The sequence below is a fragment of the Pseudomonas sp. R1-43-08 genome (assembly GCF_003852255.1).
In the GTDB taxonomy this organism is placed as follows: Bacteria; Pseudomonadota; Gammaproteobacteria; order Pseudomonadales; family Pseudomonadaceae; genus Aquipseudomonas.
This window is the reverse complement of the sequence record NZ_CP027734.1, coordinates 2,520,263-2,543,819: the sequence shown is the minus strand read 5'-3', so window position 1 is coordinate 2,543,819 and position 23,557 is coordinate 2,520,263. Positions and strand designations below refer to the sequence as shown.

The following is a 23,557-nucleotide window of genomic DNA, read 5'->3' as shown; positions in this document are numbered from 1 at the left end:
GCGGTGTGTCAGTCAACATACTTGTCACTGATCCATTGCCATCGGGGGCAAGCCCCCTCCCACAGTTGACCTGCGCCGCCTGCTGGACATGCATTGTTAAAGGCCAGCAATCCATATCGCTTTAATTTGCAGGACGTTTCCTAGACAATCCTTCGGCCTTGCGCCTGCTCAATCCACTGGCTAGCCTTCGCTTCGTCGCTGCATATCGGCGACCGGGTGTGAGATCCCGTGTATTAGCAGGCGCCATGCGCTACGACCGTCTATGGCGGCTATGTGCGGGCAGGCTTTGGTCTGGCCGGGTCCTGCTTTCCGGTATCTCACCCCGCACATAGCTGCCACCTTTTGACGTGTGAGATCGGCAAAAGAATGGCTCCCAACCCAAGCAGGAGCTTCACGCATGAACAAACTCGTCCCCGATCCCCCCTTTCCCATATTTGTCGCTCACGAAGACCTGAGCTTCGAAGACGCCATCGTCAGCATTGCCTCGTTATTACGCTGCGCCGCCACCACCGCAATACAGACTGCTGAAGACCTCAACGGCGCCCAACGCGACATGGCCTGCTCCACCGCCCACCTGATCGACATGGCCCGCACCCTGGCGGACCGAGCCTTGGAGTGCCTGCAGCCCCAGGCATAACGCACAACCCCTGTGGAGCGCGGCTTCAAAGATCGTTCCCACGCTCCCGCGTGGGAATGCAGCCCGTGACGCTCTGCGTCACCTGTGTGCAGTAGCGGAACTTGCAGCGCCTGGCGGGACGCGGAGCGTCCCAGGAGGCATTACCACGCAGAGCGTGGGAACGATCGCCCCCGGCGCCACCCAAGGCACTGCGCTAGTAATACAGGTAAACTCCCCTCCTTTTCATCTTCTCCACGGAGTTCGCCTTGCGTCTGTTTCACACCTCCGACTGGCACCTTGGGCAAAACCTGCACGGCCAGGAACGCGACTTCGAACATGCCTGTTTCCTCGAATGGCTGCTGGGCCAACTGAAGGCCCACCGCCCGGAGGCGCTGTTGATCGCCGGCGATATCTTCGACACGGTCAACCCACCGCTCAAGGCCCAGGAGCGCCTGTATGACTTCATCATCGGCGCCCACGAACAAAACCCCACGCTGACGATTGTGATGATCGCCGGCAACCACGACTCCGGTTCGCGCATCGAGCTGCCCGCCCCGCTGATGCGTCGTCTGCGCACCCATGCATTGGGCCGTGTGCTGTGGCTGGATGACGGCCAACTGGATGCCGAACGCCTGCTGATCCCATTGCCGGACGCCAAAGGCAAGATCGTCGCCTGGTGCCTGGCGCTGCCCTTTCTGCGCCCGGCGGAAGTCACGGGTGCGCAGTTGGGCGATGATTACCTGCGCGGCATCGGCCAAGTGCATGAATGGCTGATCGCGGCCGCCAACGCCAAACGCAAGAAAGGCCAGGCGCTGGTTGCCATCAGCCATGCGCACATGGCCGGGGGTTCGGTGTCGGAAGACTCCGAGCGCAGCCTGATCATCGGCAACGCCGAGGCGCTGCCGGCCAGCCTGTTCGATAAAAGTGTCGGCTACGTTGCCCTCGGCCATCTGCACAAGCCGCAAAAAGTGAATGGCGAAGAGCGCATTCGCTACAGCGGCTCGCCGATTCCGCTGTCGTTTTCCGAAATCAGCTACAAGCACCAGGTGCTCGACGTGACGTTCCAGGGCGAACGACTGGTCGGCGTCGAACCGCTGCTGATTCCGCGCTCGGTCAACCTGCAACGCCTGGAAGCCGCGCCTCTGGCCGATATTCTCAAGGCCCTGGCCGAGCTGCCCGACATCGACCTGCTCGCCGAAACCCAGCGCCACCCCTGGCTGGAAGTGCGCGTGCGCCTGGACGAACCGCAACCGGACCTGCGCCAGCAGATCGAAACCGCCCTGCAAGGCAAGGCCGTGCGCCTGGTGCGCATCGCCGCCGAATACGCCGGCAACGGCCCGCGCGCCGACGGCGACGAAGAGCGCCTGGTCGAACTCGACCAACTCACGCCCCAGGAGCTGTTCAGCCGCGCCTGGCAGGACAGCTACGGCAGTGAAGTGGATGAACAGACCTTGAAGGACTTCGCCGTGCTGCTCCAGGAAGTGCAACAGGAGGACGAACAGCCATGAAGATCCTCGCCATCCGCCTGAAAAACCTCGCGTCCCTGGCCGGGCCGTTCGAAATCGACTTCACCGCCGAGCCGCTGGCCAGTGCCGGTTTGTTTGCCATCACCGGGCCGACCGGCGCAGGGAAAAGCACCCTGCTCGATGCACTGTGCCTGGCGCTATTTGGCGCGGTGCCGCGTTTGGGCGATACCGGCCAGGCGAAGATGCCGGATGCCGACAGCGATATTTCCATCGGCGACCCGCGCACCCTGCTCAGGCGGGGTACCGGCGGGGGCTACGCCGAGGTGGATTTCGTCGGCGTCAGCGGCCGCCGCTACCGGGCGCGCTGGGAAGCCAACCGCGCCCGCGACAAGGCCAGCGGCAAGTTGCAGAGCAGCCGCCAGAGCCTGATCGACTTGGACAGCGAGCAACTGCTGGCCAGCCAGAAAACCGAATACAAGACCCAGCTGGAACTGGCCCTGGGCCTGAACTTCGAACAGTTCACCCGTGCGGTGCTGCTGGCGCAGAGCGAGTTCAGTGCCTTTCTCAAGGCCAACGACAACGAGCGTAGCGAACTGCTGGAAAAGCTCACCGACACCGCGCTCTACACCCAGCTGGGCCGCCGCGCCTTCGACAAGGCCAAGGACGCCAGGGACGCCCACAAACAGTTGCAGGACCAGGCCACCGGCGTGGTACCCCTGGCCGCCGAAGCCCGCGCCGAGCTGGATCAACAACTGAACCAGGCGCAGCAGCAACTCAAGACCCACCAGGCCCAGCTCAAGCAGTTGGAGTTGCAGCACACCTGGCTCAAGGAACTGCGCGAATGGCAGGAGCGCCAGCAAAGCGCTGCCGAGCAGTTGCAGCACGCCCGGCAACGGTGGGACAGCCAGGGCCAGCAGCGCCAGGACCTGACGCGCCTGGACCAGCTCGCCCCACAGCGCCATCACTTCCTGCGCCGCGCAGAACTCGACGCCCTGCTGGCACCACTCGCCACGCAGATTCAGCAGCACCTTGCACAACAAGCCGTGCTGCACAGCCGCCAGGAACAGGCGCAACAGCAGCAGGCCAGCGCCCAGTCGGCACTCGGGCAAGCCCAGCAGAACCAGGCGCAGGCCGCGCCGTTATTGCGCCAGGCCTTCGAACAACAGACCACCCTCGCCCACTTGACCAAGGAACTGGCCAAGCGCACCGAGGACCAGCAGCAGCACGCCACCGCCTGCAGCGAAGGTCAGATTTTGCTCAACAGCCTGCAAGAAAAGCAGGCCCAGGTCGGCGAGCGCCTGCAACGCCTGGCCGCTGAACTGGAGCGCAGCGCCGCCCTCGCGCCCCTGAGCGACGCCTGGACCGCCTACCGCGACCGCCTGCAACAGCTGATGCTGATCGGCAATCGCCTGAATCAGGGCGAGACCGAACTGCCGCAACTCGAACAGCGCGTCACCGCCGCCGTGGCGCAATTCACCCAGCAGCGCGAAGCCCTGGACCTGCTGTACCAGGAGGCCGGCGCCGAGCCGCATGCAGTGGCCGAACAACTGCAATTGCTCGCCAGCCTCTTGCAGGACAATCGCAAGCAACAACGTGCCTTCGAAGACCTGGCACGTTTGTGGGACAGCCAGCAGCAGCTCGACACCCAGGCCAGCAGCCTGACGCAAAAACTCGCCGAGGCGGCGCAGCAGCGCGAGCAACTGAACCAGACCGGCCTGCAAACCAAAGCCGAACTGACGGTGGCCGAGCAAACCCTGACGGTGACCAAGCAACTGCTGGAGCGCCAGCGCCTGGCCCGCAGTGCCAGCGTCGAGGAACTGCGCGAGCAGTTGCAGGATGATCAGCCCTGCCCCGTCTGCGGCAGCCACGAACATCCGTATCACCAGCCCGAAGCGTTGTTGCAGAGCTTGGGGCGCCACGATGAAAACGAAGAGGCCACGGCGCAGAAAGCCGTCGACAGCCTCAAGGAAAAGCTCACCGAGCTGCGTGGCGAAGTGGGTGGCCTGATCGCCCAGCAAAAGGAATTCCTGGCGCAGCAGGAACAGCTTGCGCTGCAGCAGCAAGCGTTGGCGCCAAGCCTGCAAGCGCATCCGCTGTGCGCTGCGCTGTTCAACCAGGACGCCGCCAAGCGCAGCAGCTGGTTGGCCCAGCAACTGGCGCAACTGACGCAAAGCATCGCCCAGGACGAACAGCGCCAAAGCGCCCTGCTCAACCTGCAACAAAACGCCGGGCGTCTGCAGCAGCAGTTGCAAGCCGCCCAGGACGCCAGCCAGCAGGCCCGCCAACTGTTGCTCGACCAGCAGCGCGCCCTGGCCAACGACCGTGAACGCCTCGATGCAGAACTTGCAAGCTTCGCCAGCCTGTTGCCCAGCGCGACGCTGGACGGCTTGCGCAGCGAGCCGGCGGCGACCTTCCTGCAGCTCGATCAGCAGGTCAGCCAGCGCCTGGAACACCTGGGCCATCAGCGTGATGAGCTGGCTGAACAACAAGAGCGTCAGCAGGCCATCGAGAAGCAACAAACCCACCAGCAGCATCGCCAGCAGCAATTGGAGGCGCTGAGTCTGCAGGTCGCCGAGCTGGCCACCCAGCACCGCGACGCCCAGGAAACGCTCAGCGCCTTGCTGGGCGAGCACGCCAGCGCCGAACACTGGCAACAGCAACTGGATCAGGCCGTCGCCCAGTCGCGCCAAAGCGAAACCGACGCCAGCCAGGAATTACACGCCGTACACACCGCTCTGGTGCAGTTGATCGCCGATCTCAAAGCCCTGCAGGAACGCCAGCAAGCGCTCGAAACCGAACAACAGGCCTTGGACACGCGCATCAGCGCCTGGCGCGCCGCGCGCCCCGAGTTGGACGACGAAGGCCTGGCGCGTCTGCTGGCATTGGACGATGCCCAGGTCACCGACCTGCGCCAGCAGTTGCACACCTGCGAAAAAGCCGTCGAACAAGCCAGCGTACTGCTGCAAGAGCGCGAACAACGCCTCGCCGAGCACCAGGCCTTGCACAATGGCAACCTCGACGCCGAACAGCTGGACAGCAGTCTCGCCGCGCTCAACCAGCAATTGGCCGAGGGCGAGAAACACTGCGCCGAACTGCGCGCCCGCCAGTCCGAGGACCAGCGCCGCCAGGATGCCAACAGCGCCCTGGCCGAACAGATCACCAAGGCCTATGACGAATGGCAGCGCTGGGCCCGCCTGAACGCGCTGATCGGCTCGGCCACCGGCGACACCTTCCGCAAGATCGCCCAGGCCTACAACCTCGACCTGCTGGTGCATCACGCCAACGTGCAGCTGCGCCAACTGGTGCGCCGCTACCGCCTCAAGCGTGGTGGCAGCATGTTGGGCCTGCTGGTGATGGACACGGAAATGGGTGATGAACTGCGCTCGGTGCACTCGTTGTCCGGCGGCGAGACGTTCCTGGTGTCCCTGGCATTGGCCTTGGGCCTGGCGTCGATGGCCTCCAGCACCTTGAAAATCGAGTCACTGTTTATCGACGAGGGCTTCGGCAGCCTCGACCCCGAATCCTTGCAATTGGCCATGGACGCCCTCGATGGCTTGCAGGCCCAGGGCCGCAAGGTCGCGGTGATTTCCCATGTACAGGAAATGCACGAGCGCATCCCGGTGCAGATCCAGGTCAAGCGCCAGGGCAATGGCTTGAGCACCCTGGAGGTCAAGTGAGCCAGGCGCTGCTGTATTCGTTCCGGCGCTGCCCCTATGCGATGCGCGCACGCCTGGCGCTGCGCTACTCGGGGGTGGCGGTGCAGATTATCGAGGTGAGCCTCAAGGCCAAGCCGGCCGAGATGCTGGCACTGTCACCCAAGGGCACGGTACCGGTGCTGAGCGTGGAAGGCCGGGTGATCGAGGAAAGCCTGGAGATCATGCAATGGGCAGTGGCGCAAAACGACCCCGGCGATTGGCGACTGCAAGGTGATCCTGCGGTACTGGCATTGATCGCCGAGGATGACGACCTGTTTAAACATCATTTGAATCGATACAAGTACGCCGAACGCTATCCGCAGCAGCCGATGGAACATTATCGGGCCGAGGGCGAGGTGTTCTTGCAGAAGTTGGAGGGTTTGCTGGCGGATCGTGAGTACTTGCTCGCCGCGCACATGAGCCTGGCGGACGCGGCCATCGTGCCGTTTGTGCGGCAGTTCGCCCATGTGGATCGCGAGTGGTTTGCGGGGGCGCCGTATCCACGGCTACAGGCGTGGATACAGCGGATTCTGGAGTCGCCGCTGTTTATCGCGGTGATGGCAAAGCCCTGAAACCAACATCTATCAACCTGTGTTAGCCCTGGGTCTTGTGATCCAGCGCCGCATAAAAGTTGGCGCTCTGTTGCAGGTATTTCTGGGTGTAGGCGCTGGTGCTGGATTTTTTCCCGGCGACGTCCACGCTGGCGTTGGCAGGCAAGGCCACGGTGGCGGAAACAGCGGAAGCGGCGATGATGGAGAAGAGGTTCAGATTCATGTCGGTAACCCTTGTGTGCGTTTGGTTGAGTGGCCTGGGAAGGCCTTGGAACCAAACTTACGCCCGGGGGCTGAACCTTAGAAATGCTTTGAAACAGTAGCCGTCATCAATGGAATTAATACTTAGGGTCAGGCCCCGCGTTGCGGGGCCTGTGGCTTATTGACGCACCAGGAACTTGAGGTCGCTGGGGGCATCGATCGGCAATTTCTGCACGATTTTACCCAGCAGGCCGGTGTTGGGGTCACGTTCGAGCACCACGATTTCGTTGCTCTTCTGGTTGGCGATCAGCAGGAACTTGCCGCTCGGGTCGAGGCTGAACTCGCGCGGGTGGTCGCCTTCCACGCTGCGGCGCTGCAGCTCTTTGAGGTGGGCGGTGGCCGGGTCTACGCCAAACACGATGATCTGGTTGGCGGTGCCGCGATTGCTCACATACAGGAACTTGCCGTCACTGGACGCATGCACGGCGGCGCCGGCCTTATCGGACACCGGTTGCCCGGCGGCGTAGTCGACCAACTGGGTCTGGGTGAGCTTGCCGTCGGCATAATCGAACACCGCGACCTGCGCGCTCATCTCGGTGGTCAGCCAGGCGTGCTTGCCATCGGCGCTGAACAGCAGGTGACGTGGGCCGCTGCCCGGCGGCAATTGCACCGATGCCTGGTTGGCCGGGGTCAGCGGCAATTCGTGATTGGCCTTGGGGTCGTAATGGTAGGCAAATACCTTGTCCGCCCCCAGGTCCTGCACAAACACGTACTTGCCATCCGGCGAAGACACCACTGAGTGCACGTGGTTGGAGGCCTGGCGCTCGGGGTTGACGCGACTGGCCGGGTGCCCGCTCAACTGCACCGGTGCCGACAGTTTGCCGGTAGCGTCCACCGGCAGGATTGCCAGGCTGCCGCCCGGGTCTTCCACCACCGAATAATTGGCGACGAACAGGTAACGCCCATCCGCAGCGATGCTCGAATGGGTCGGCTCGTTACCCAGGCTCTGCACCTGATTGATCAGGGTGAGCTGATGATTCTTCGGGTCGATGCTGTAGCTGCTGACGCGACCGACCGGGTCTTGCTGGCCGGGACCGTTTTCATTGACCACAAACAGGTGCTTCTGGTCTTTGGAGACCGTCAGCCACGAAGGGTTGTCAGCCTTCGCTGCCAGTACCGGCTTGCCCTGGAACTGGCCAGTGCGACTGTCGAATTGCAGGCGATAAATACCTTCGCTGGCGCCAGCGGTGTAGCTGCCCACCAACAATTCAAAGGTGTCAGCCGGTGCAGCCTGCACCGACATCGCCCCCACACTGCCGGCCATCAGCAGCGGCCAGAATTTACGCATCATCATGCTCGTCTTCCTCGTCGTTATTGTTGCCGGTGAAGGCGGCCATGCACACCAGGCGGTGCTCGCCCGAATCACCGGTGAGGGTCCAGCTTTGCAAGGCGTCATCAAAGGTCGCGGCCTGTACTTGCACCAGGCTGAACGCCCAACGTTTCTCGGCCCGGCCGTCCATGCTCTTGATCAGTAACTGTTGATCCTCGAGCCTGAAATCAAAGGCATGCAGCCCATCGATTTCGAGCATGTCGCAGTTTTGAAGTTCAGTAAGCAGGGCGTTGGCAGTCATCGGGATCATTCATCGCTGGAAAAAACGCTGATGATAGGCCAATCCCCTGCGTCTTTCCCGTTTCCCATGGCCAAGCGGTAGTCGGTTACCGCATCACGCCCGTGGCTGCCATTACTTTACGAGGGCATAGCTAACCCACGTAAAGGATGACTCCCGTGCCAACCACCCCGACACCTCCGGCTGAAAACATTCTGCAAAAAGCAGTGGAGACGCAGTTTCGCACGCGCCCATCCCTGCGCTCAGTCGTGACCCAGATGCTGACCTACACCTTGAAGGAACGCTTCCCGCACCTGCCCAAGCCCCTCTCCGATCTTTGCCTGGCGCTGCCCCGTGACGGCGGAGGCCGGGGCCTGCATCCGCTGCTGGAGGTGGCCCTCAAGCATATTGCCGACGGCAGCCTCCCCGACCTGTCCGTGCGCGACAACCTGGATGGTTACCTGAGTGACGCCACCGGCACCCGCCTCGTCCCGCCGACCGGTGAGCCTTCCAGCTATGACGTGCGCGCCGTCGAAGCGGTGATACGCGAACTGCCCTTGATTCTGTTTGTGGGGTATCAGGATGCACTGACCGAATACTGGGACCAGGACAGCGAGGCCGGCGGCAGTCGCTGGCGATGGCTGGCCAGTTTGCTGCAAGGCGTGCTGAGGACCTCGGCGATTCGTCAGTCCGGCGAGGATGCCCAACAACTGCAAATACTCAGCACGTTGGCCAACTACCCTACTCGTGAAGCCAGGGCGGGCCTGCCATGGCCCGACAATTCGATCCATGCCTACACCCTGGAAACGCACCTGGTGCGGGAAGCCACCACCTTGACCGTGCAGTCCAGCGATCTGCTCGTGGTCGGTGGCCAGCGCGTATGGTTGTGTGCCGTGTCCGGCCAGGTCGAGTCCTACGCCAGCCTCGACGCCTTCGGCCAGGCATGGGGCGAGCGCCTGTCACGGCAGTTCAGCGCCGACAAGATCACCTGGCACCGCTACGAGCCGGACGGCGATATATTCGAGGTTCAAGCGGCGCTGGTGCTCAACCGGCAACTGGAGGATCTCGCCGCGATACAACTGCCTCGCGCCAGCTCCATAGACGCCGCGCAACAGCTGTTCGAGTCGACCACCAACCCGGCCTCGTGGTTTGCCCGCGCGCCGCTCACGCCGATCGATAGCTTGTCGCCGATCCAGGCCGCCCTCCCCGACTGGCTGCGCGGCGCCTCACCCGCCGACCGCTTCAGCTATCGCCAATGCCTGATCGAACAGGCCAACCTCAGGCGCCTGACGCAGGGCGCGGGCTACCTGGATGGGCTGGAGGATATCCGCACCTATGCCGCCAGCCACTTGAATCACCAACTGTGCCTGGAGCGCAATGCCGTGATGCTGGGCACACGCAGTTGCACGGACCTTGAACACGCGCTGTACAAGGCCGAAGACCTGGAGCTGACCTTCGATGTGCCCGTCGGCACGTTGCAAGGTGGCTACATTCAGCACGTGTCCATGAGCCTGGTCGACCTGGCCCTGAAAAACCTGTCGGGAAGACCCAGCGGCCGCATGACATTACGCCATACCGGTGGCCGCGAGCTTGAAGCCTGGCTGACCCCGGCGTACCTGCTGCAACTGATCCAACGGGTGGATATCGGCCGCAACTACCCCGTCTATATTCAACAGGCGTTGCTCAGCGGCACCGAAGAGGCCGAACGGCGCGAACGCCTGTTCTGCGGGCAACGGCCTGTCGAGCTGAAAACCCAGGCGCTGGAACACCTGATAAAGGCTGAGGCGGGGCTTACGCGACGTGGCTTTCGTTGCGTCCAGGCAGTCGTCGGCACCGAGCGTGCGGAGCGCTGGGTCGACAACGATGAAATCGTCATGCGCGCGCTGGCCTTTCAACGCAAGCCTGGGGCCAAGGCTGATGTGGTGCAGAACATGTTCATTATCGAACCGCGCAATGGGCAGTCCGGTCCGCACCTGCTCTACCGGCCGGCCTATGGCGAATCTTTGCTGGAGTTTGCCGGCCGCGACGCGTTGCTGGCGGCCATCGCCCAGCCCGGCGCCCTGCAGGACAGCGTACTGGCCTGGCTCGCGGACGACGCCAGGGCCATTTACAGCAATGGGGGGTTTAATCAGCCGCACTATGTGCGTATCGGCGGTATAGGCTCGGAATTCGATCCATTGCCTGAGGTGCCGAAACCGGCGACGCTGGCACCGGCCAATGATGAAAGTAACGACCCGATCCTGCAGGCGCTGAACAGCGGCCAACTGATGCAATACCTGTTCGTCTGCGAAGCCCGTCAACTTCTGGAGCAGGCCGACCGCGAGTCAACCTCCAATGCTGAAAGCCGCTGGGCGCTGATCCTGGAAGGTGTGCAACTGGGCTTCAACACCTTGTTGATGCTGGTGCGCGGCCCCCTGGCGGTCGTCGGATGGCTCATGCAACTGGCGATGGGCCTCAGGCAGGACCTGCCGGCGCTGGAAAGTGCAGACCCGATTGCCAGGGAGTTGGCATGGGTCGACCTGCTGCTCAACATCGGCATGGTCTTGCTGCACCATGGGCTGGCGACCGAAGCGCCAGGCAGCCCCGTTATCGAATCCCCGCCACGCCCGCCGTTGAGGCGTGCACAGGCCAGCCCTGCGGTGATCGAACGCGGCGTGGTTGGCCTGCCCTCCGAGCCACCCGGTGGAGGCCGAACCCTGCTGGACTTTGACCGCTCCCTGGCCGGCGACAGCGCCTCGGCGCGCCTGCTGGAAAAACTCCTCGAGGTCAACGTGCCCTGGCCCGAGCCGCTGCCGGTCGCCGTTGCGCTGGGCAACCTCAAAGGTTTGTTCAAGGTCGACAACCTCTGGCACGCCTCGGTGGGCGGCCTGTTCTTTCGGGTCAGGGTCGTTCCAGGCGTTGGCGAGGTATTCATCATTCATCCCGACAAACCCGACCACCCTGGCGTCAAGCTTAGAACCGACGGCAATGGGCATTGGAGCCTGGATCGCGGACTGAAACTGAGCGGTGGAGGTCCCAAGCGCCTTGCGACCTTGCGTGTGGAAAACCGCCGCAAAACCGAGCAGCTACAAGTGCGGATGCAAGCGCTTGGCATCGAGCTCACGCCACCGATGACCGAACTTCGCGCCTCCCTGGTTCGAATGCGCACCGCCCACGCCGACCTGACCAAACAGGCCGCGACGTTAAAGCTGGTCTGGAAGCTTCTGGACAGTGCAACCGGCCCGCAAAAATCGACCCTTGAAACCCGTCATCAGCGCGAAATGCAAAGCTACGCAACGCTGCGTGCCCACTATGAAACGCTGCTGGAAACGCTGCAGGAACGACACACGCAGTTGCTGCCGGCACGCCATGAACTGGTCAAGGTCGGCCAGGACCTGGAAAAGTACGGCGGCGCCGGCAGTCACGTTCAGGACCGGGCAAAAACCTTGAGAACGCTCTGGGACGAACAACTGGCAATCCATACCTACCTGGGTTTTTGGTCAGACACGCTTCAATTCAGCGACAGTGGCGAGCCGATGCGTCATCTGTCTGAACGCATGATGCTGGAAAAACTGCTCGGCAACGCTGCGCCCTATGATGAACACACGGCCAAATCCATCGCGTTGGCCGATATCCAGCGACGCATGGCCGTGGGCACCCGCGGCATGGAGACCACACTGGAGCTGTTGGAACAGGACTCAGTGGCGGGTCGTGCGATACGTGAAGAGTTGCTGGCAATGATCGCGCACCCACAGCACTTTTTCCCCGAGAGCCTGAAAATCAACGCGCTGATCCCGTTGTCGTGGGTGGCCATTGAGCTGTCGGCCACTGAAAGGTCGCCGCAGGAAGCGCTGTATAGGCAGCATGCCGACCATTCCAGCCTGAGCCAGGCGCTGCTGTCTCACATCGAAGTACGCAGCAGCAGCGGCTTTCCCCTTGATGAACAGCACCAGGTGTACAACACCGTGCTCGAGCAATACCGCCGTTATGAGACGGCGATCGAGGCGCTCAAACTGATCAACCCGGCACGCTTGCGCCCGATGGCCGAGCGGCTTGTGAATGAACTGCGAGATGTCCGCACCCTTGCCGAAAACGAACTGGAGGCCGTGGTCCGCAGGCAGGAGGAACTGGAAGTAGAACAGTCGCGATTAAAAAACCTGCGCCCGAAAGCGCCGACCAAACGCATCTTTAAAACCCGTAGAAGAAAATACCTCGTCGGCGACCTCAAGCCGGCCGATGGCCACATCAACCGCGAGCACTTCATCATCACCGACCCGGCTACCGGGCAAGCCGTCGCCTCGTTTCGCGAGCAGGCCGGCGAATGGGTAGACATCGCCGAAGACCTCGCGGCCGCGCCGCAACCGCCAGCCCAGGCCCGTCCACTGGCGATACTCAAGCGCGAAGGCCAGATACTGCTCCAGCAGCGCGCCGGTATCGAACGTGTCATCAGCGCTCAACAGCAAGAGCTGGAATCTCCCGGCACTCGGCAAGCGGTCAACCCCGGCGACTGGGATGAACTGCTCAGCGACCAGGCCGGCAAGCTCACCGAGCTTGCCGATGAGATTGCACGGGAACACGCCGGCCAACCCTCGGCCCAGGGCTTGATCGACGAGTACCGGGCAGAAGCCAGGGACATGCAGCGAAAGGCGCAGGAGGTCTGCAGCGCCGCTTACAAACAGCAGTGGCCGACACTGGAAAGCCTCGATTACCTGTGGCGGCACCAGCAGATCGACATCAACCTGACCAGCCCGGCCGATCCACAGCGCCCTACCCTCAGCGGCGATTTTTTCACCGAGTACGCGGTGTATGACAAAGCTCAAAAACCGCCGAGCGTGTTGTGGTATGCCCATTTTCACTATGCGGCAGCCAACATGCCGCCCGCCCGCTATACCCGTGCGCACCTGAAACTTGCCGACCAGCGTAAATTCACCCAGAAGGACCTGCTCAAGGCGCATGTGCAGGCGCGATTGAAGAGCCAGCAGGAGCCGGGGGCGGAACCTGTCAGGAAGATCCTCTATGTGCTGATCGCGCCGCCTCAGGATCAACTGTTCTTAGCCATCGCACCTGCGCCGCACTGACCGGCGTCCCCTGATGCGCAAAGACCGCAGCCAAGGCTGCGGTCTTTTTATGTCGCTCGGGCAATCAGTGGGCAAACAGCGAGTTGCCCTTCTGCCCCGCGAGCTTCTCGGGCTTGATCAGGAACCGCGCCAGTGCCGGCAGCAGCCACAGTGCACCGAACATGTTCCACAACAGCATGAAAGTCAGCATCAGGCCCATGTCAGCCTGGAACTTGATGGCCGAGAAGATCCAGGTGCACACGCCGATGGCCAGGCACAAACCGGTAAACAGCACGGCTTTACCGGTGGACTTGAGCGTCTGGTAATAGGCTTCCTGCAACGGCAAGCCCGCGCGCAGGAAGCTTTCCAGGCGGCTGTAGATGTAGATGCCGTAGTCCACGCCGATCCCTACGCCCAGCGCCACCACCGGCAAGGTCGCAACCTTGACGCCGATGCCCATGAACGCCATCAGCGCATTGCCCAGCACCGAGGTCAGCACCAGGGGCAGCACGATGCACAGGGTCGCCGCCCAGGAGCGGAAAGTGATCATGCACATGGTCGCCACGCACAGGTACACCAGGATCAGGATGGTCAGCTCCGACTCCTTGATCACCTCGTTGGTGGCCGCCTCGATCCCGGCGTTACCGGCGGCGAGGATGAATTCCAGACCGTCCTTGTTGTTCTCCTTGGCGAAGTCCTGCACCGCATGCACGGCGCGGTCGAGGGTCTCAGCCTTGTGGTCGTTGAGGAACACCAGCACCGGCGCGAGGGAGCAATTGTTGTTGTACAGGCCATCGGCGCGGGCGATGGAGTTGTTCAGCACGTCGGGGTTGCGCGACAGGGTTTCCCATTTCAGGTTGCCCTCGTTCATGCCTTTGATCATCTGCTTGGACACAGTGACCAGCGAGATCGCCGACTGCACGCCCTCGGTGTTCTGCATTTTCCACATCAACTGGTCGATCGGCGCCATGGCTTCATAGCGCGAGCAGCCTTCGGCGCGGGTCTTGACCATCACCACCAGCACGTCGGAGCTGGTCGAATAGTTGCTGATGATGAAGTTGTTGTCTTTGTTGTAACGTGAGTCGGGGCGCAGTTCCGGCGCGCCCTGGTCGAGGTCGCCGATCTTGAGGTTCTGGCTGTACCAGAGGCCGCCGCCGAAGGCGAGCACTGCCAGGGCGATGGAGATGGGCGCGATTTTCGGGTTGGCGAAGTTCGACAGCAGGCGCCAGAACGGATGTTCGCGGTTCGCGTCCTTCTTGCTCCGGGCGATGGCCCGCGGGCTGATGCCGACATAGGAAATCGCCACCGGCAGCAGGATCAGGTTGGTGAACACGATCACCGCCACGCCGATGGACGCGCCGATCGCCAGTTCGCGGATCACGCCGATGTCGATGATCAGCAAGGTGATAAAGCCCACGGCATCGGCGAGGATCGCGATCATCCCCGGCAGGAACAGTTGCCGGAAGGTGCGCCGCGCGGCGGTCAGGGCGTTGTCTGCCTCACTCGACTGCAGGGCGATCCCGTTGATCTTCTGCACCCCGTGGGAGATGCCGATGGCGAAGATCAGGAACGGCACCAGCATCGAATACGGGTCCAGCCCGAAGCCGAAGAAGTGCATCAGCCCGAGCTGCCAGACCACCGCCACCAACGTGGTGCTGAGCACCGCGACGGTGCTGCGCAGGCAGTTGGTAAACCACAGCAGCAGGATCAGGGTGATGACGAAGGCGATGCCGAAGAACAGCACCACCATCACCAGGCCATCGATCAGATCACCGACTTTCTTGGCGAAGCCCACGATGTGGATCTTGACGTTGGGGTTCTGCGCTTCGAACTTGTCGCGGATCTTGTCTTCGAGTTCATGGGAGAACTTGCGGTAATCCAGGGCCAGCAACTTGCCTTGGTCCTGCGGGTCCGGGTAGGACTCCAGCAGTGGGATATCGACGATGCTCGACTTGAAGTCGTTGGCCACCAGCCGCCCGACCTGGCCGGACTTGAGCACGTTGTTGCGCAACTGGTCGAGGCTTTGCGGCGAGCCGTTGTAGCTTTGCGGGATCACTTCACCGCCGGCGAAGCCTTCTTCGGTCACTTCGGTCCAGCGCACGCTGGGGCTCCACAACGACTTGAGGCCCGAGCGGTCGACGCCGGAGATGTAGAACACCTCGTCGTTGATCTGGCGCAGGGTCTCCATGTACTCCTTCGTGAAAATGTCGCCGTCCTTGGCTTCCACCGAGATGCGCACGGTGTTGCCCAGGTTGGCCAAATCGTTGCGGTGTTCCATCATCTTTTCGATGAAGGGGTGCTTGAGGGGAATCATCTTTTCAAAGCTGGTGGACGGGCGAATCAAGGTCGCTTGCCAGAACAGGAAGATACTCACCAGCAGGCAGATGACGATCACTGCCGGGCGGTTATTGAAGATCAGGCGCTCAAGAAAGGTCGCTTTATCGTTGTGATGACTGCTCATATTTCCCGCCTTCTTCTTATTTTGGCTCTTTATTTAGGAGCGGTTCGGCGCCGGTGGCGGTAGCGACGCGAACGCCGCCCTGCCCGACCAGGACCAAGTTGCCGTTGCCGGCCGCAGTGACCGCCGAGAGTGAGATACGGTCCGGGCGGTTGAACACGCTGAAGGTCTGGCCGTCGTCATGGCTGACCACCACGCTGCCGCCATTGCCGACGACGACGATGGCACCATCCTCCAGCAAGGTCGCGCCGGACAACCCGAACTCCAGCGCGCCCCGCGCCGCGTTCAATTCGACGGGCTCCCAGGTGCTGCCAAAATCGGTGGAACGGTACAGGTTGCCGCGCAGGCCGTAGGCCAACAGCGTTTGCGCTTGAGCGGTGCCGATCACGCCAAACAATGAGCCCTCATAGGGGCCTTCGAGTTTTTCCCAGGTCTGGCCGTCGTCGCTGGAGCGGAACATGCTGCCCTGCTCACCGACGATAAACAGGCCGGCGTCCTTGATGGAGGCGATGGCGTTGAGGTGGAACTGGTCTTCGTTGTCGAGGCGGTCGCTGACGTCTTCCCAGGTCTGGCCGCCGTCGGTGGTCTCGATCAGCGCGCCGTAGGCGCCCACGGCCAGGCCGTGATTGGCGTCGTTGAACCATACGTCGAGCAACGGCGCTTCGCGCTTGAGGTCCTGGTATTGCTGGGTCCAGCTGGCGCCGCCGTCGCTGCTGGCGAGTATTTGCGCATCATGGCCGACCGCCCAGCCGTGGCTGGCATCGACGAAGAACACCGCCGTGAGCAACTGCCGGGTGGGGACTTTGGCTTGGGTCCAGGTGCTGCCCTGGTCATCGGAATAGAGGATATGCCCGCGATCCCCCACCGCCACCAGGCGCTGGCCGGCGTGGACCACGTCAATCATCAGGCCTTTGGCGGCCTTCGGGGATTCAATCGCAAACACCGCTGCGGCGGGGGTATCGCTGGCGGCGTGGACGACGCTGGGTAACGCAACGGCGCCAAACAGCGAGAGCGCTGTGGCCAGCAACGCAAGCTTGCGTGCGGCGCGTGGGCGGCAAACAACCCAACCCATGACAGGCTCACTCATAGACCTTTCTCCCATTTATTATTGTTAGGTCGTGTTGCTTTGCGCGGGGCTCTGAAACCTGCAATCTAGAGCGCCTGGCGCAAGCACGGGCCATCCTATCGGGCTTTGGAATCGTCTGACAATCGGCGCTACGTTATCTTTTGTTACTGGCGGCGTTTGGCCACATGGTGAATATAGCTGCATCAGCTCAAATGATGATGTTATGGGACGCGGAGCGTCTCTGGCGGCGTTACCACGCGGAGCGTGGGAACGATCAGGCCGCCATGCGGGATAATGAATTTTTATTCCATCTATTGAATTTTGAGAATATTTATTCCATCAATACGCTTCCTGAAAACAATAATCCAAAGGACCACGGCGATGCGTGAACTCGGAATCGGCTTGATCGGCACAGGCTTCATGGGGCGCGCCCACGCGCTGGCGTTCAACAACGCTCGGGCGGTGTTCGAACTGCCCGTCACGCTCACACTGGCGGCCCTGGCCGATGCCGACGCCGAGCGCGCGCAGCGTTGCGCCAGCGCCTGGGGGTTTGCCCAGGCCCACGCCGACTGGCAGGCGCTGATCGACGATCCCAAGGTCGATGTCGTGGCCATCACGACCCCCAACCACCTCCACTACCCGATGGCCATGGCTGCGATTGCGGCCGGCAAGGCGGTGTATTGCGAGAAGCCGCTGGCCGTCAGCCTGGAACAGGCCGATGCCATGCGTCGAGCTGCCAGCGCGGCCGGGGTGGTGACGCGCGTGGGCTACAACTACCAGCACAACCCGATGATCGTGCTGGCGCGACAGATGATTGCCAGGGGCGAGCTTGGCGAGATCATCAGTTTCCAGGGCGAATTCAGCGAAGACTTCATGGCCGACCCGGCCTCGCCCTGGTCGTGGCGCTGCGAGGTAGGACACGCTGGCGGCGCGCTGGCGGACCTGGGCAGCCATTTGCTGTCGATGGCCCATTACCTGGTGGGCGATGTGGCCAGCGTGTGCGCCGATACCCACACCGTCCACGCTCAACGACCGGCCCTCAAAGGCAGCCATGAACTCAAGAGCATCGCGGTGGATGACCAGGTGCATGCCCTGTTGCGTTTTGCCAACGGCGCGCGCGGCACGGTGAGCAGCAGTTGGCTCAAGCATGGCTATAAGAATCACCTGAGCTTCGAAATCAGCGGGACCCTGGGCACGCTGGCGTTCGATCAGGAGCGCTTGAACGAACTGCGCCTGTGCCGAGCCGGCCAGGATGGCTTCCAGCGCTTGCTCGCCGGCCCGGCCCTGCCCGGCTATGCCGCGTTCAGCCCGGCGGCGGGCCACCAGTTGGGGTACAACGAGTTGAAGACGCTGGAGGTTCATGAACTGATCATGGCGCTGGCGGGGCAAGGTGCGGATGGCACCGATTTTGAAGCGGCGTGGGCGGTGGAGCGGCTGGCGACGGCGATTCGAGTGGCCGCCCAGGAAGCACGCTGGGTCAACGTGAACTCAATCTAAATGTGGGAGGGGGCTTGCCCCCTCCCACAGTTGATCGCAGTCGCCTTCAATATCAGCGCAAGGCTCGGCGCAGCACTTTGCCGACTGTGGTTTTAGGCAGTTCGGTGGTGCGGAACTCCACGTACCTGGGCACCTTGTAACCGGTCAGATATTCCCGGCAATGGGCGAGGATCTGCTCCTGGGTCAGGCTCGGGTCCTTGCGCACCACGATGATCTTGACCTTCTCGCCGGTCACGCCATCTTCCACACCGATAGCCGCCACTTCCGCCACCCCTGGATGCATCGCCACCACGTCCTCGATTTCGTTCGGGTACACGTTGAAACCCGAGACCAGGATCATGTCCTTCTTGCGATCCACCAGGCGGATGTAGCCGCGCTCATCCATCACGCCGATATCACCGGTCGACAACCAGCCTTCGGCGTCCAGCACTTCGGCGGTTTCCTTCGGGCGCTTCCAGTAGCCCTGCATCACTTGCGGCCCGCGCACTTGCAGTTCGCCTTGCTCGCCGATTTCGGCGATTTCGCCGTCTTCACGAACGAAGCGCACCCAGGTCGACGGCAAGGGCACGCCGATGCTGCCGGTGAATTCCATCTCGCGCATGCGGTTGATGTCGATGGGGCTGATGCTCACCACCGGGGAACACTCGGTCAGCCCGTAGCCCTCGACGATCGGCAAGCCGGTGACTTCCTTCCAGCGCTTGGCCACCGCTGTGTGCGTGGCCATGCCCCCGGCGATCACCATGCGCAGGTCGGAAAAGTCCCGCGCGCAGAACTCCTTGTTCTCCAGCAAACCGTTAAACAGCGTGTTGACCCCGGCGATCCCGTTGAAGCGCTCTTTGCGCAGGATCATCTGCACCCGTTTCACGTCCCGTGGGTTGGCAATCAGGATATTGCGCCCGCCCAGGCACATGAACATCAGGCAATTCACCGTCAAAGAAAAGATGTGGTACAGCGGCAGCAAGGTGACGTTGGTCTCCTGCTTGTCCTGGTCGAGTTGATCACCGACCCAGGCCTTGGCTTGCAACAGGTTGGCAATAATATTGCGATGGCTGAGCATCACGCCCTTGGCATCGCCGGTGGTGCCGCCGGTGTATTGCAGGAAGGCCAGCTCATCGCGGCTTATGCTCACGGGCAGAAAATTGAGCGCCCGCCCCTGTTTCAGCACCTGGTTGAAACGCACCGAGCCGGGCAGCGTGAAGGCCGGCACCTGTTTCTGCACGCTGCGCAGGATGAAGTTCATCGCCGCGCCCTTGAAGGTGCCGAGCAGGTCGCCGATGGCCGCCACCACCACGCGCTTGACACTGCTGCCGGCGATGACCTTTTCCAGGGTGTGGGCGAAGTTTTCGAAGATCACCACGGTCTCAGCACCGCTATCCTTGAGCAGGTGCTTGAGCTCATGGGCGGTATACAGCGGATTGACGTTGACCACCACCGCGCCGGCCAGGATCGTGCCCAGCAGGCAGATCGGGTACTGCAGGCAATTGGGCATCATCAACGCGACCCGGTCGCCCTTCTTCACCCCCTGGCCCTGCAGCCACGCGGCAAATGCGCTGCCCTGGATGTGCCAGTCGGCGTAAGTCATGGGCGTGCCGATGCTGACATACGCCACCCGCTCGCGGAATTTTTCCAGGTGTTCCACGAACACTTCGCGCAACGAGGGGTAAGCCTCGATAGCGGCATCGATGTCCGCCGGCACCCCGGGCAGGTAGGCGTTCAACCAGATGCGTTCGGTGTGTTCCAGGCTGATGGCGTTCATGGCTGCGTCCTTATTGTTGTTGTGGATAGGGCTACTTTTCGACGATGGCGGTAATACCCAGCCCGCCTGCCGCACAGATCGAGATCAAGCCGCGACCGCCGCCGCGCTCATGGATGGCCTTGGCCAACGCCGCCAGTTGCCGGCCACCGGTGGCGGCAAACGGATGGCCGCAGCCCAGCGAACCGCCGTTGACATTCATTTTTGCGCGGTCGATGGCGCCCAGCGGTGCGTCCAGGCCCAGCCGCTCGCGGCAGTAGTCGGGGTCTTCCCAGGCCTTGAGCGTGCACAGCACCTGGGCGGCGAATGCTTCGTGGATTTCGAAGAAATCAAAATCGGCAAAGCCCAGGCCTTCGCGCTTGAGCATGCGCGGTACGGCGTAGGCCGGGGCCATCAACAGGCCTTCGGTGCCGTCGACGAAATTCACCGCCGCCGTTTCGCCGGTGCGCAGGTAGGCCAGCACCGGCCAGCCATTGGCAGCGGCCCACGCTTCGCTGGCCAGCAACACCACCGAAGCGCCGTCGGTCAGGGGCGTTGAGTTGCCGGCGGTGAGCGTGCCGTCCTGGCGGTCGAAGGCCGGCGCCAGGCTGGCGAGTTTTTCCAGGCTGATGTCGGCGCGCAGGTTGTTGTCCCCTGCGAGGCCCCGATGGGGGCTGATCAGATCGTCGAAGAAACCGCGCTTATAGGCCGCGTCGAGGCGTTGGTGACTGGCGAGGGTCAACTCATCCTGGGCCAGGCGCTTGATCTGCCAACGCCTGGCCATTTCTTCGCAGTGCTCGCCCATCGACAGGCCGGTGCGCGGCTCGCCATTGCGCGGCAGCAGCGGCTTGAACAACATCGAAGGGCGCACCTTCAACAAGGCCTTCAGTTTGTCGCCCATGCCCTTGGCCCGATTGGCCGCAAGCAAGGTGTGGCGCAGGGATTCGTTGATGCCAATGGGCGCGTCGGAGGTGGTGTCCGCGCCTCCCGCGATACCCACTTCGATCTGGCCCAGCGCGATTTTATTGGCCACCAGCAACGCGGCTTCCAGGCCCGTGCCGCAGGCCTGCTGCACATCGTAGGCTGGGGTCTGCGCGCACAGCGTGGTCGACAGCAATGACTCGCGCGCCAAGTTGAAATCGCGCGAATGCTTGATCACCGCACCGGCGACGAATTCGCCCAGGCGCTGACCGTGCAGGTTGTAGCGATCCACCAGGCCTTGCAGGGCGGCCACCAGCAAGTCCTGGTTACTGTCATGGGCATACACGGTGTTGGAACGGGCAAACGGCAGGCGGTTACCGCCGATGATCGCCACGCGTCGGGTCGGTGGCGGATTGAAGCTGTAGTCACTCATGTAAGGCTCTCATTCCAGGCGTTTGATCCCACAGCAACAACCCGCGCATATGCGGTTTGTCGCCGGCCACATTGCGCACTTCGAATTCCCGGAGCGGGCCGGTCACGGGGCGGCTCCACAGGGCGACCTGGCCGGGCAGGAAGATCGGCAACTTGAAATCGCAATGGGCCTCGGCGTGGTCCAGGCCACCCGGTGGCTGCTGTGCTGCCAGCGCACGGCCCAGGGTCCACATGCCGTGGGCGATGGCACGGCGAAAGCCGAAAAGTTTCGCGCCCATCACCGAGGTATGAATCGGGTTGAAGTCCCCCGAGACCTTGGCAAAACGGCGCCCCAGATCGGCGGGCAATACCCAGCGCTGGGTGCGTAGCAAGCCCTCCTCCTGTAACGGCAGTGCGTCCACCCACAGCTCCCCGACGGGACTTTTCACATTCCGGCGCAGGTACAGGCTGTCGCTTTCCCACACCAGGGCCCCCGCGCCGTAGGCACGGGTCGCGATGCTCAACGCCTGCCCCTTGGGATGGGCGACCCAGCGTTCGCAAAACACTTCCAGGCGCAGCGCCTGGCCTTCATGCAACCGTTGGTGCTGGCGAATACGATTGGCCAAATGCACCATGCCGCTGGCCGGGTAGGGGAAGCCGGGTCGGGTCAGCAGCATCAAGTGCAAAGGGAACGCCAGCACGTGGGGATAGGACAGCGGCACGCCCTGCTCGCGACGAAAGCCACAGGCACGGGCATACGCCGCGATGGCGGCGCTCGACAGCTCCACCGCCGGGCGTACCAGACGCTCCCTGGGCAATAACGGCGCGGCGCCAGGCTCGGGCTTGCGCAAGCCGCGCACAGCGTCGAATACCAGTTGGATGCGCGAGGGTGGCGGGTCGATGATCTGGGTCACGTAGTCCATGGTTCAGGCTCCCAGCAGGCTTTGGCCGCACACCCGCACCACCTGGCTGTTGACCCCACCGGACGCCGGATGCGCCAGCCAGGCGATGGTCTCGGCCACGTCGACCGGTTGGCCGCCTTGAAGCAACGAATTCATGCGCCGCCCGGCCTCGCGGATCAACAGCGGGACTTTCGCGGTCATCTGCGTCTCGATAAACCCTGGCGCCACCGCATTCACCGTCACCTGCTGCGCCGCCGCACGCGGGGCCAGGCCCTGCACCAGGCCGATCACCCCGGCCTTGGACGTGGCGTAGTTGCTCTGCCCGAGGTTGCCGGCGATACCGGAAATCGACGAGACGCACACAATCCGCCCACCGGGGTTCAGGCCGTGGTTGTCCAGCAGCGCCTGGCTGAGCTGCAACGGCGCCTCGAGGTTGACCGCCAGCACACTGCGCCAGGCGGTTTCGGTCATCTTGGCGATGGTCTTGTCGCGGGTGATTCCGGCATTGTGGACCACCACATCGAAGGCGCCATACTGGCTGACATGCGCCTGCAATAACGCGGCGGCATCCGGCGCGGTGATGTCCAGGGGCAATGCCGAACCGTCCACACTGTCGGCGGCCTGCTGCAGCGCCGACTGGGCCTGGGGCACGTCGACGCACACCACATGGGCACCGTCGCGCGCCAACACCTGGGCGATGGCCAGGCCGATGCCGCGGGAGGCACCGGTCACCAAGGCGCGACGGCCGGCGAACGGTTTGTCCCAGTGAAGGGTGATGTGACTGTCCACAGGCTTCTGGAGGCGTATCACTTGCCCCGACACATAAGCCGAACGGCGTGACAGGAAAAAGCGCAGGCTGCTGTCCAACGCGTCTTCGGCGCCCGGCGCCACGTAGATCAATTGCACGGTGATCGCCCGGCGCAGCTCCTTGGCCAACGAGCGCACCAGCCCCTCGAGCGCGCGCTGGGCGACGGCCTGGGGCAAGTCCTGGCAATGTTCCGGGGCGGTACCGAGTACCACCACGCGCGCGTGTTGGCCCAGGCGTCTGGCGTTGGCGTGAAAGAATGTATAGAGCTCATCCAGGTGCTGCAGGTCGGCCACGTGCGTGGCATCGAACACCGCGCCCTGCACCTTCACCGTCGACGGCGCCTTGACGGTCGCCGCAGTAGCGGCGACGGTGTCGGTGCTGCTGAAGAGGCGATGTACATGCTCGGTCAGGCGCCCTGCCCCGGCGACGATGACCGGGTTGGCCAAACCGGGCTGGCCGCTGCGATGGCGTTGCAGGGGCAAGGGTTGCGGCAAGCCAACGGCCTGGGCCAGGCGGCGCCCCCAGAGGGAATTGACGAAAGAAAGGTAGCGGTCACTCATAACACAAATCCTGCTTTGTAAATCCGATCA

At 62.9% G+C, this 23,557-nt stretch carries 16 protein-coding genes; 7 read left to right on the top strand and 9 right to left on the bottom strand.

What is annotated here, in order from left to right; all coding sequences use genetic code 11:
- The first annotated feature begins 397 nt into the window (after positions 1-397).
- From C4J87_RS11535 to C4J87_RS11520, 4 genes are all read left to right on the top strand, one after another.
- The gene (locus tag C4J87_RS11535; RefSeq protein ID WP_124366883.1) at positions 398-637 is read left to right on the top strand and encodes a DUF6124 family protein; all 240 of its coding nucleotides are present in this window, start codon (positions 398-400) and stop codon (positions 635-637) included.
- A 245-nt stretch (positions 638-882) separates the two neighbouring features.
- Complete coding sequence (locus C4J87_RS11530; RefSeq protein ID WP_124366882.1) at positions 883-2,124, top strand: exonuclease SbcCD subunit D C-terminal domain-containing protein; 1,242 nt, start codon at positions 883-885, stop codon at positions 2,122-2,124.
- Positions 2,121-5,759 carry an AAA family ATPase gene (locus C4J87_RS11525; RefSeq protein ID WP_124366881.1) on the top strand — a complete coding sequence of 1,213 codons (3,639 nt, stop codon included), beginning with the start codon at positions 2,121-2,123 and terminating at the stop codon, positions 5,757-5,759. Before C4J87_RS11530 ends, C4J87_RS11525 begins: the two co-directional genes overlap by 4 nt.
- A complete protein-coding gene (locus C4J87_RS11520) occupies positions 5,756-6,349 on the top strand; it encodes a glutathione S-transferase (protein ID WP_124366880.1) in 594 nt (197 codons plus the stop codon). The genes C4J87_RS11525 and C4J87_RS11520 overlap by 4 nt, the downstream gene beginning before the upstream one ends.
- 22 nt (positions 6,350-6,371) lie before the next feature.
- Here C4J87_RS11520 and C4J87_RS11515 read toward each other — a convergent pair whose 3' ends face one another.
- The 3 genes from C4J87_RS11515 to C4J87_RS11505 form a co-directional block, all read right to left on the bottom strand.
- Positions 6,372-6,551, bottom strand: coding sequence for a hypothetical protein (locus C4J87_RS11515; protein ID WP_124366879.1), 180 nt, complete (start codon positions 6,549-6,551; stop codon positions 6,372-6,374).
- A 156-nt stretch (positions 6,552-6,707) separates the two neighbouring features.
- Positions 6,708-7,883 carry a lactonase family protein gene (locus C4J87_RS11510; protein ID WP_124366878.1) on the bottom strand — a complete coding sequence of 392 codons (1,176 nt, stop codon included), beginning with the start codon at positions 7,881-7,883 and terminating at the stop codon, positions 6,708-6,710.
- Positions 7,870-8,160 (bottom strand): DUF5629 family protein, encoded by a 291-nt coding sequence (locus C4J87_RS11505; protein ID WP_124366877.1) that lies wholly within the window; start codon positions 8,158-8,160, stop codon positions 7,870-7,872. Before C4J87_RS11505 ends, C4J87_RS11510 begins: the two co-directional genes overlap by 14 nt.
- A gap of 155 nt (positions 8,161-8,315) precedes the next feature.
- Here C4J87_RS11505 and C4J87_RS11500 point away from each other — a divergent pair, with 155 nt between their 5' ends.
- Positions 8,316-13,193: a dermonecrotic toxin domain-containing protein gene (locus C4J87_RS11500; protein WP_256680044.1), complete on the top strand. Its 4,878-nt coding sequence runs from the start codon at positions 8,316-8,318 to the stop codon at positions 13,191-13,193.
- Between the two features lie 64 nt (positions 13,194-13,257).
- On the opposite strand, the gene C4J87_RS11495 is transcribed toward C4J87_RS11500, so the two are convergent.
- Together C4J87_RS11495 and C4J87_RS11490 are read right to left on the bottom strand one after the other, a co-directional pair.
- Positions 13,258-15,633, bottom strand: a complete 2,376-nt coding sequence (locus tag C4J87_RS11495; RefSeq protein WP_124362662.1) for an RND family transporter — start codon at positions 15,631-15,633, stop codon at positions 13,258-13,260.
- 16 nt (positions 15,634-15,649) lie between these two features.
- On the bottom strand, positions 15,650-16,702 hold the full coding sequence (locus tag C4J87_RS11490; RefSeq protein WP_177412813.1) for a YCF48-related protein: 1,053 nt from the start codon (positions 16,700-16,702) through the stop codon (positions 15,650-15,652).
- A gap of 179 nt (positions 16,703-16,881) precedes the next feature.
- On the opposite strand from C4J87_RS11490, the gene C4J87_RS11485 reads away from it, so the two are divergent.
- On the top strand, positions 16,882-17,085 hold the full coding sequence (locus tag C4J87_RS11485; RefSeq protein WP_124366874.1) for a hypothetical protein: 204 nt from the start codon (positions 16,882-16,884) through the stop codon (positions 17,083-17,085).
- Positions 17,078-18,193, top strand: coding sequence for a Gfo/Idh/MocA family protein (locus C4J87_RS11480; protein WP_124366873.1), 1,116 nt, complete (start codon positions 17,078-17,080; stop codon positions 18,191-18,193). Before C4J87_RS11485 ends, C4J87_RS11480 begins: the two co-directional genes overlap by 8 nt.
- A 52-nt stretch (positions 18,194-18,245) precedes the next feature.
- Here the strand turns inward: C4J87_RS11480 and C4J87_RS11475 are convergent, their stop codons facing one another.
- The 4 genes from C4J87_RS11475 to C4J87_RS11460 are packed head-to-tail and all read right to left on the bottom strand — an operon-like array spanning position 18,246 to position 23,527.
- Entirely contained in the window at positions 18,246-19,949 is a 1,704-nt protein-coding gene (locus tag C4J87_RS11475) for an AMP-binding protein (protein WP_124366872.1), read from the bottom strand.
- A gap of 31 nt (positions 19,950-19,980) precedes the next feature.
- A complete protein-coding gene (locus C4J87_RS11470) occupies positions 19,981-21,279 on the bottom strand; it encodes an acetyl-CoA C-acetyltransferase (protein ID WP_124366871.1) in 1,299 nt (432 codons plus the stop codon).
- Positions 21,272-22,180: a MaoC/PaaZ C-terminal domain-containing protein gene (locus C4J87_RS11465; protein WP_124366870.1), complete on the bottom strand. Its 909-nt coding sequence runs from the start codon at positions 22,178-22,180 to the stop codon at positions 21,272-21,274. The genes C4J87_RS11470 and C4J87_RS11465 overlap by 8 nt, the downstream gene beginning before the upstream one ends.
- Before the next feature lie 3 nt (positions 22,181-22,183).
- On the bottom strand, positions 22,184-23,527 hold the full coding sequence (locus C4J87_RS11460) for a 3-oxoacyl-ACP reductase (protein WP_124366869.1): 1,344 nt from the start codon (positions 23,525-23,527) through the stop codon (positions 22,184-22,186).
- Between the last annotated feature and the right edge of the window lie 30 nt (positions 23,528-23,557).

Bases quoted from the DNA above. Each gene is read 5' to 3' on its own strand.
- C4J87_RS11510 (WP_124366878.1), bottom strand. From the start codon at position 7,883: ATGATGATGCGTAAATTCTGGCCGCTGCTGATGGCCGGCAGTGTGGGG.
- C4J87_RS11475 (WP_124366872.1), bottom strand. From the start codon at position 19,949: ATGAACGCCATCAGCCTGGAACACACCGAACGCATCTGGTTGAACGCC.
- C4J87_RS11460 (WP_124366869.1), bottom strand. From the start codon at position 23,527: ATGAGTGACCGCTACCTTTCTTTCGTCAATTCCCTCTGGGGGCGCCGC.
- C4J87_RS11495 (WP_124362662.1), bottom strand. From the start codon at position 15,633: ATGAGCAGTCATCACAACGATAAAGCGACCTTTCTTGAGCGCCTGATC.
- C4J87_RS11515 (WP_124366879.1), bottom strand. From the start codon at position 6,551: ATGAATCTGAACCTCTTCTCCATCATCGCCGCTTCCGCTGTTTCCGCC.
- C4J87_RS11535 (WP_124366883.1), top strand. From the start codon at position 398: ATGAACAAACTCGTCCCCGATCCCCCCTTTCCCATATTTGTCGCTCAC.
- C4J87_RS11470 (WP_124366871.1), bottom strand. From the start codon at position 21,279: ATGAGTGACTACAGCTTCAATCCGCCACCGACCCGACGCGTGGCGATC.
- C4J87_RS11480 (WP_124366873.1), top strand. From the start codon at position 17,078: ATGCGTGAACTCGGAATCGGCTTGATCGGCACAGGCTTCATGGGGCGC.
- C4J87_RS11485 (WP_124366874.1), top strand. From the start codon at position 16,882: ATGGTGAATATAGCTGCATCAGCTCAAATGATGATGTTATGGGACGCG.
- C4J87_RS11505 (WP_124366877.1), bottom strand. From the start codon at position 8,160: ATGACTGCCAACGCCCTGCTTACTGAACTTCAAAACTGCGACATGCTC.
- C4J87_RS11465 (WP_124366870.1), bottom strand. From the start codon at position 22,180: ATGGACTACGTGACCCAGATCATCGACCCGCCACCCTCGCGCATCCAA.
- C4J87_RS11525 (WP_124366881.1), top strand. From the start codon at position 2,121: ATGAAGATCCTCGCCATCCGCCTGAAAAACCTCGCGTCCCTGGCCGGG.
- C4J87_RS11490 (WP_177412813.1), bottom strand. From the start codon at position 16,702: ATGGGTTGGGTTGTTTGCCGCCCACGCGCCGCACGCAAGCTTGCGTTG.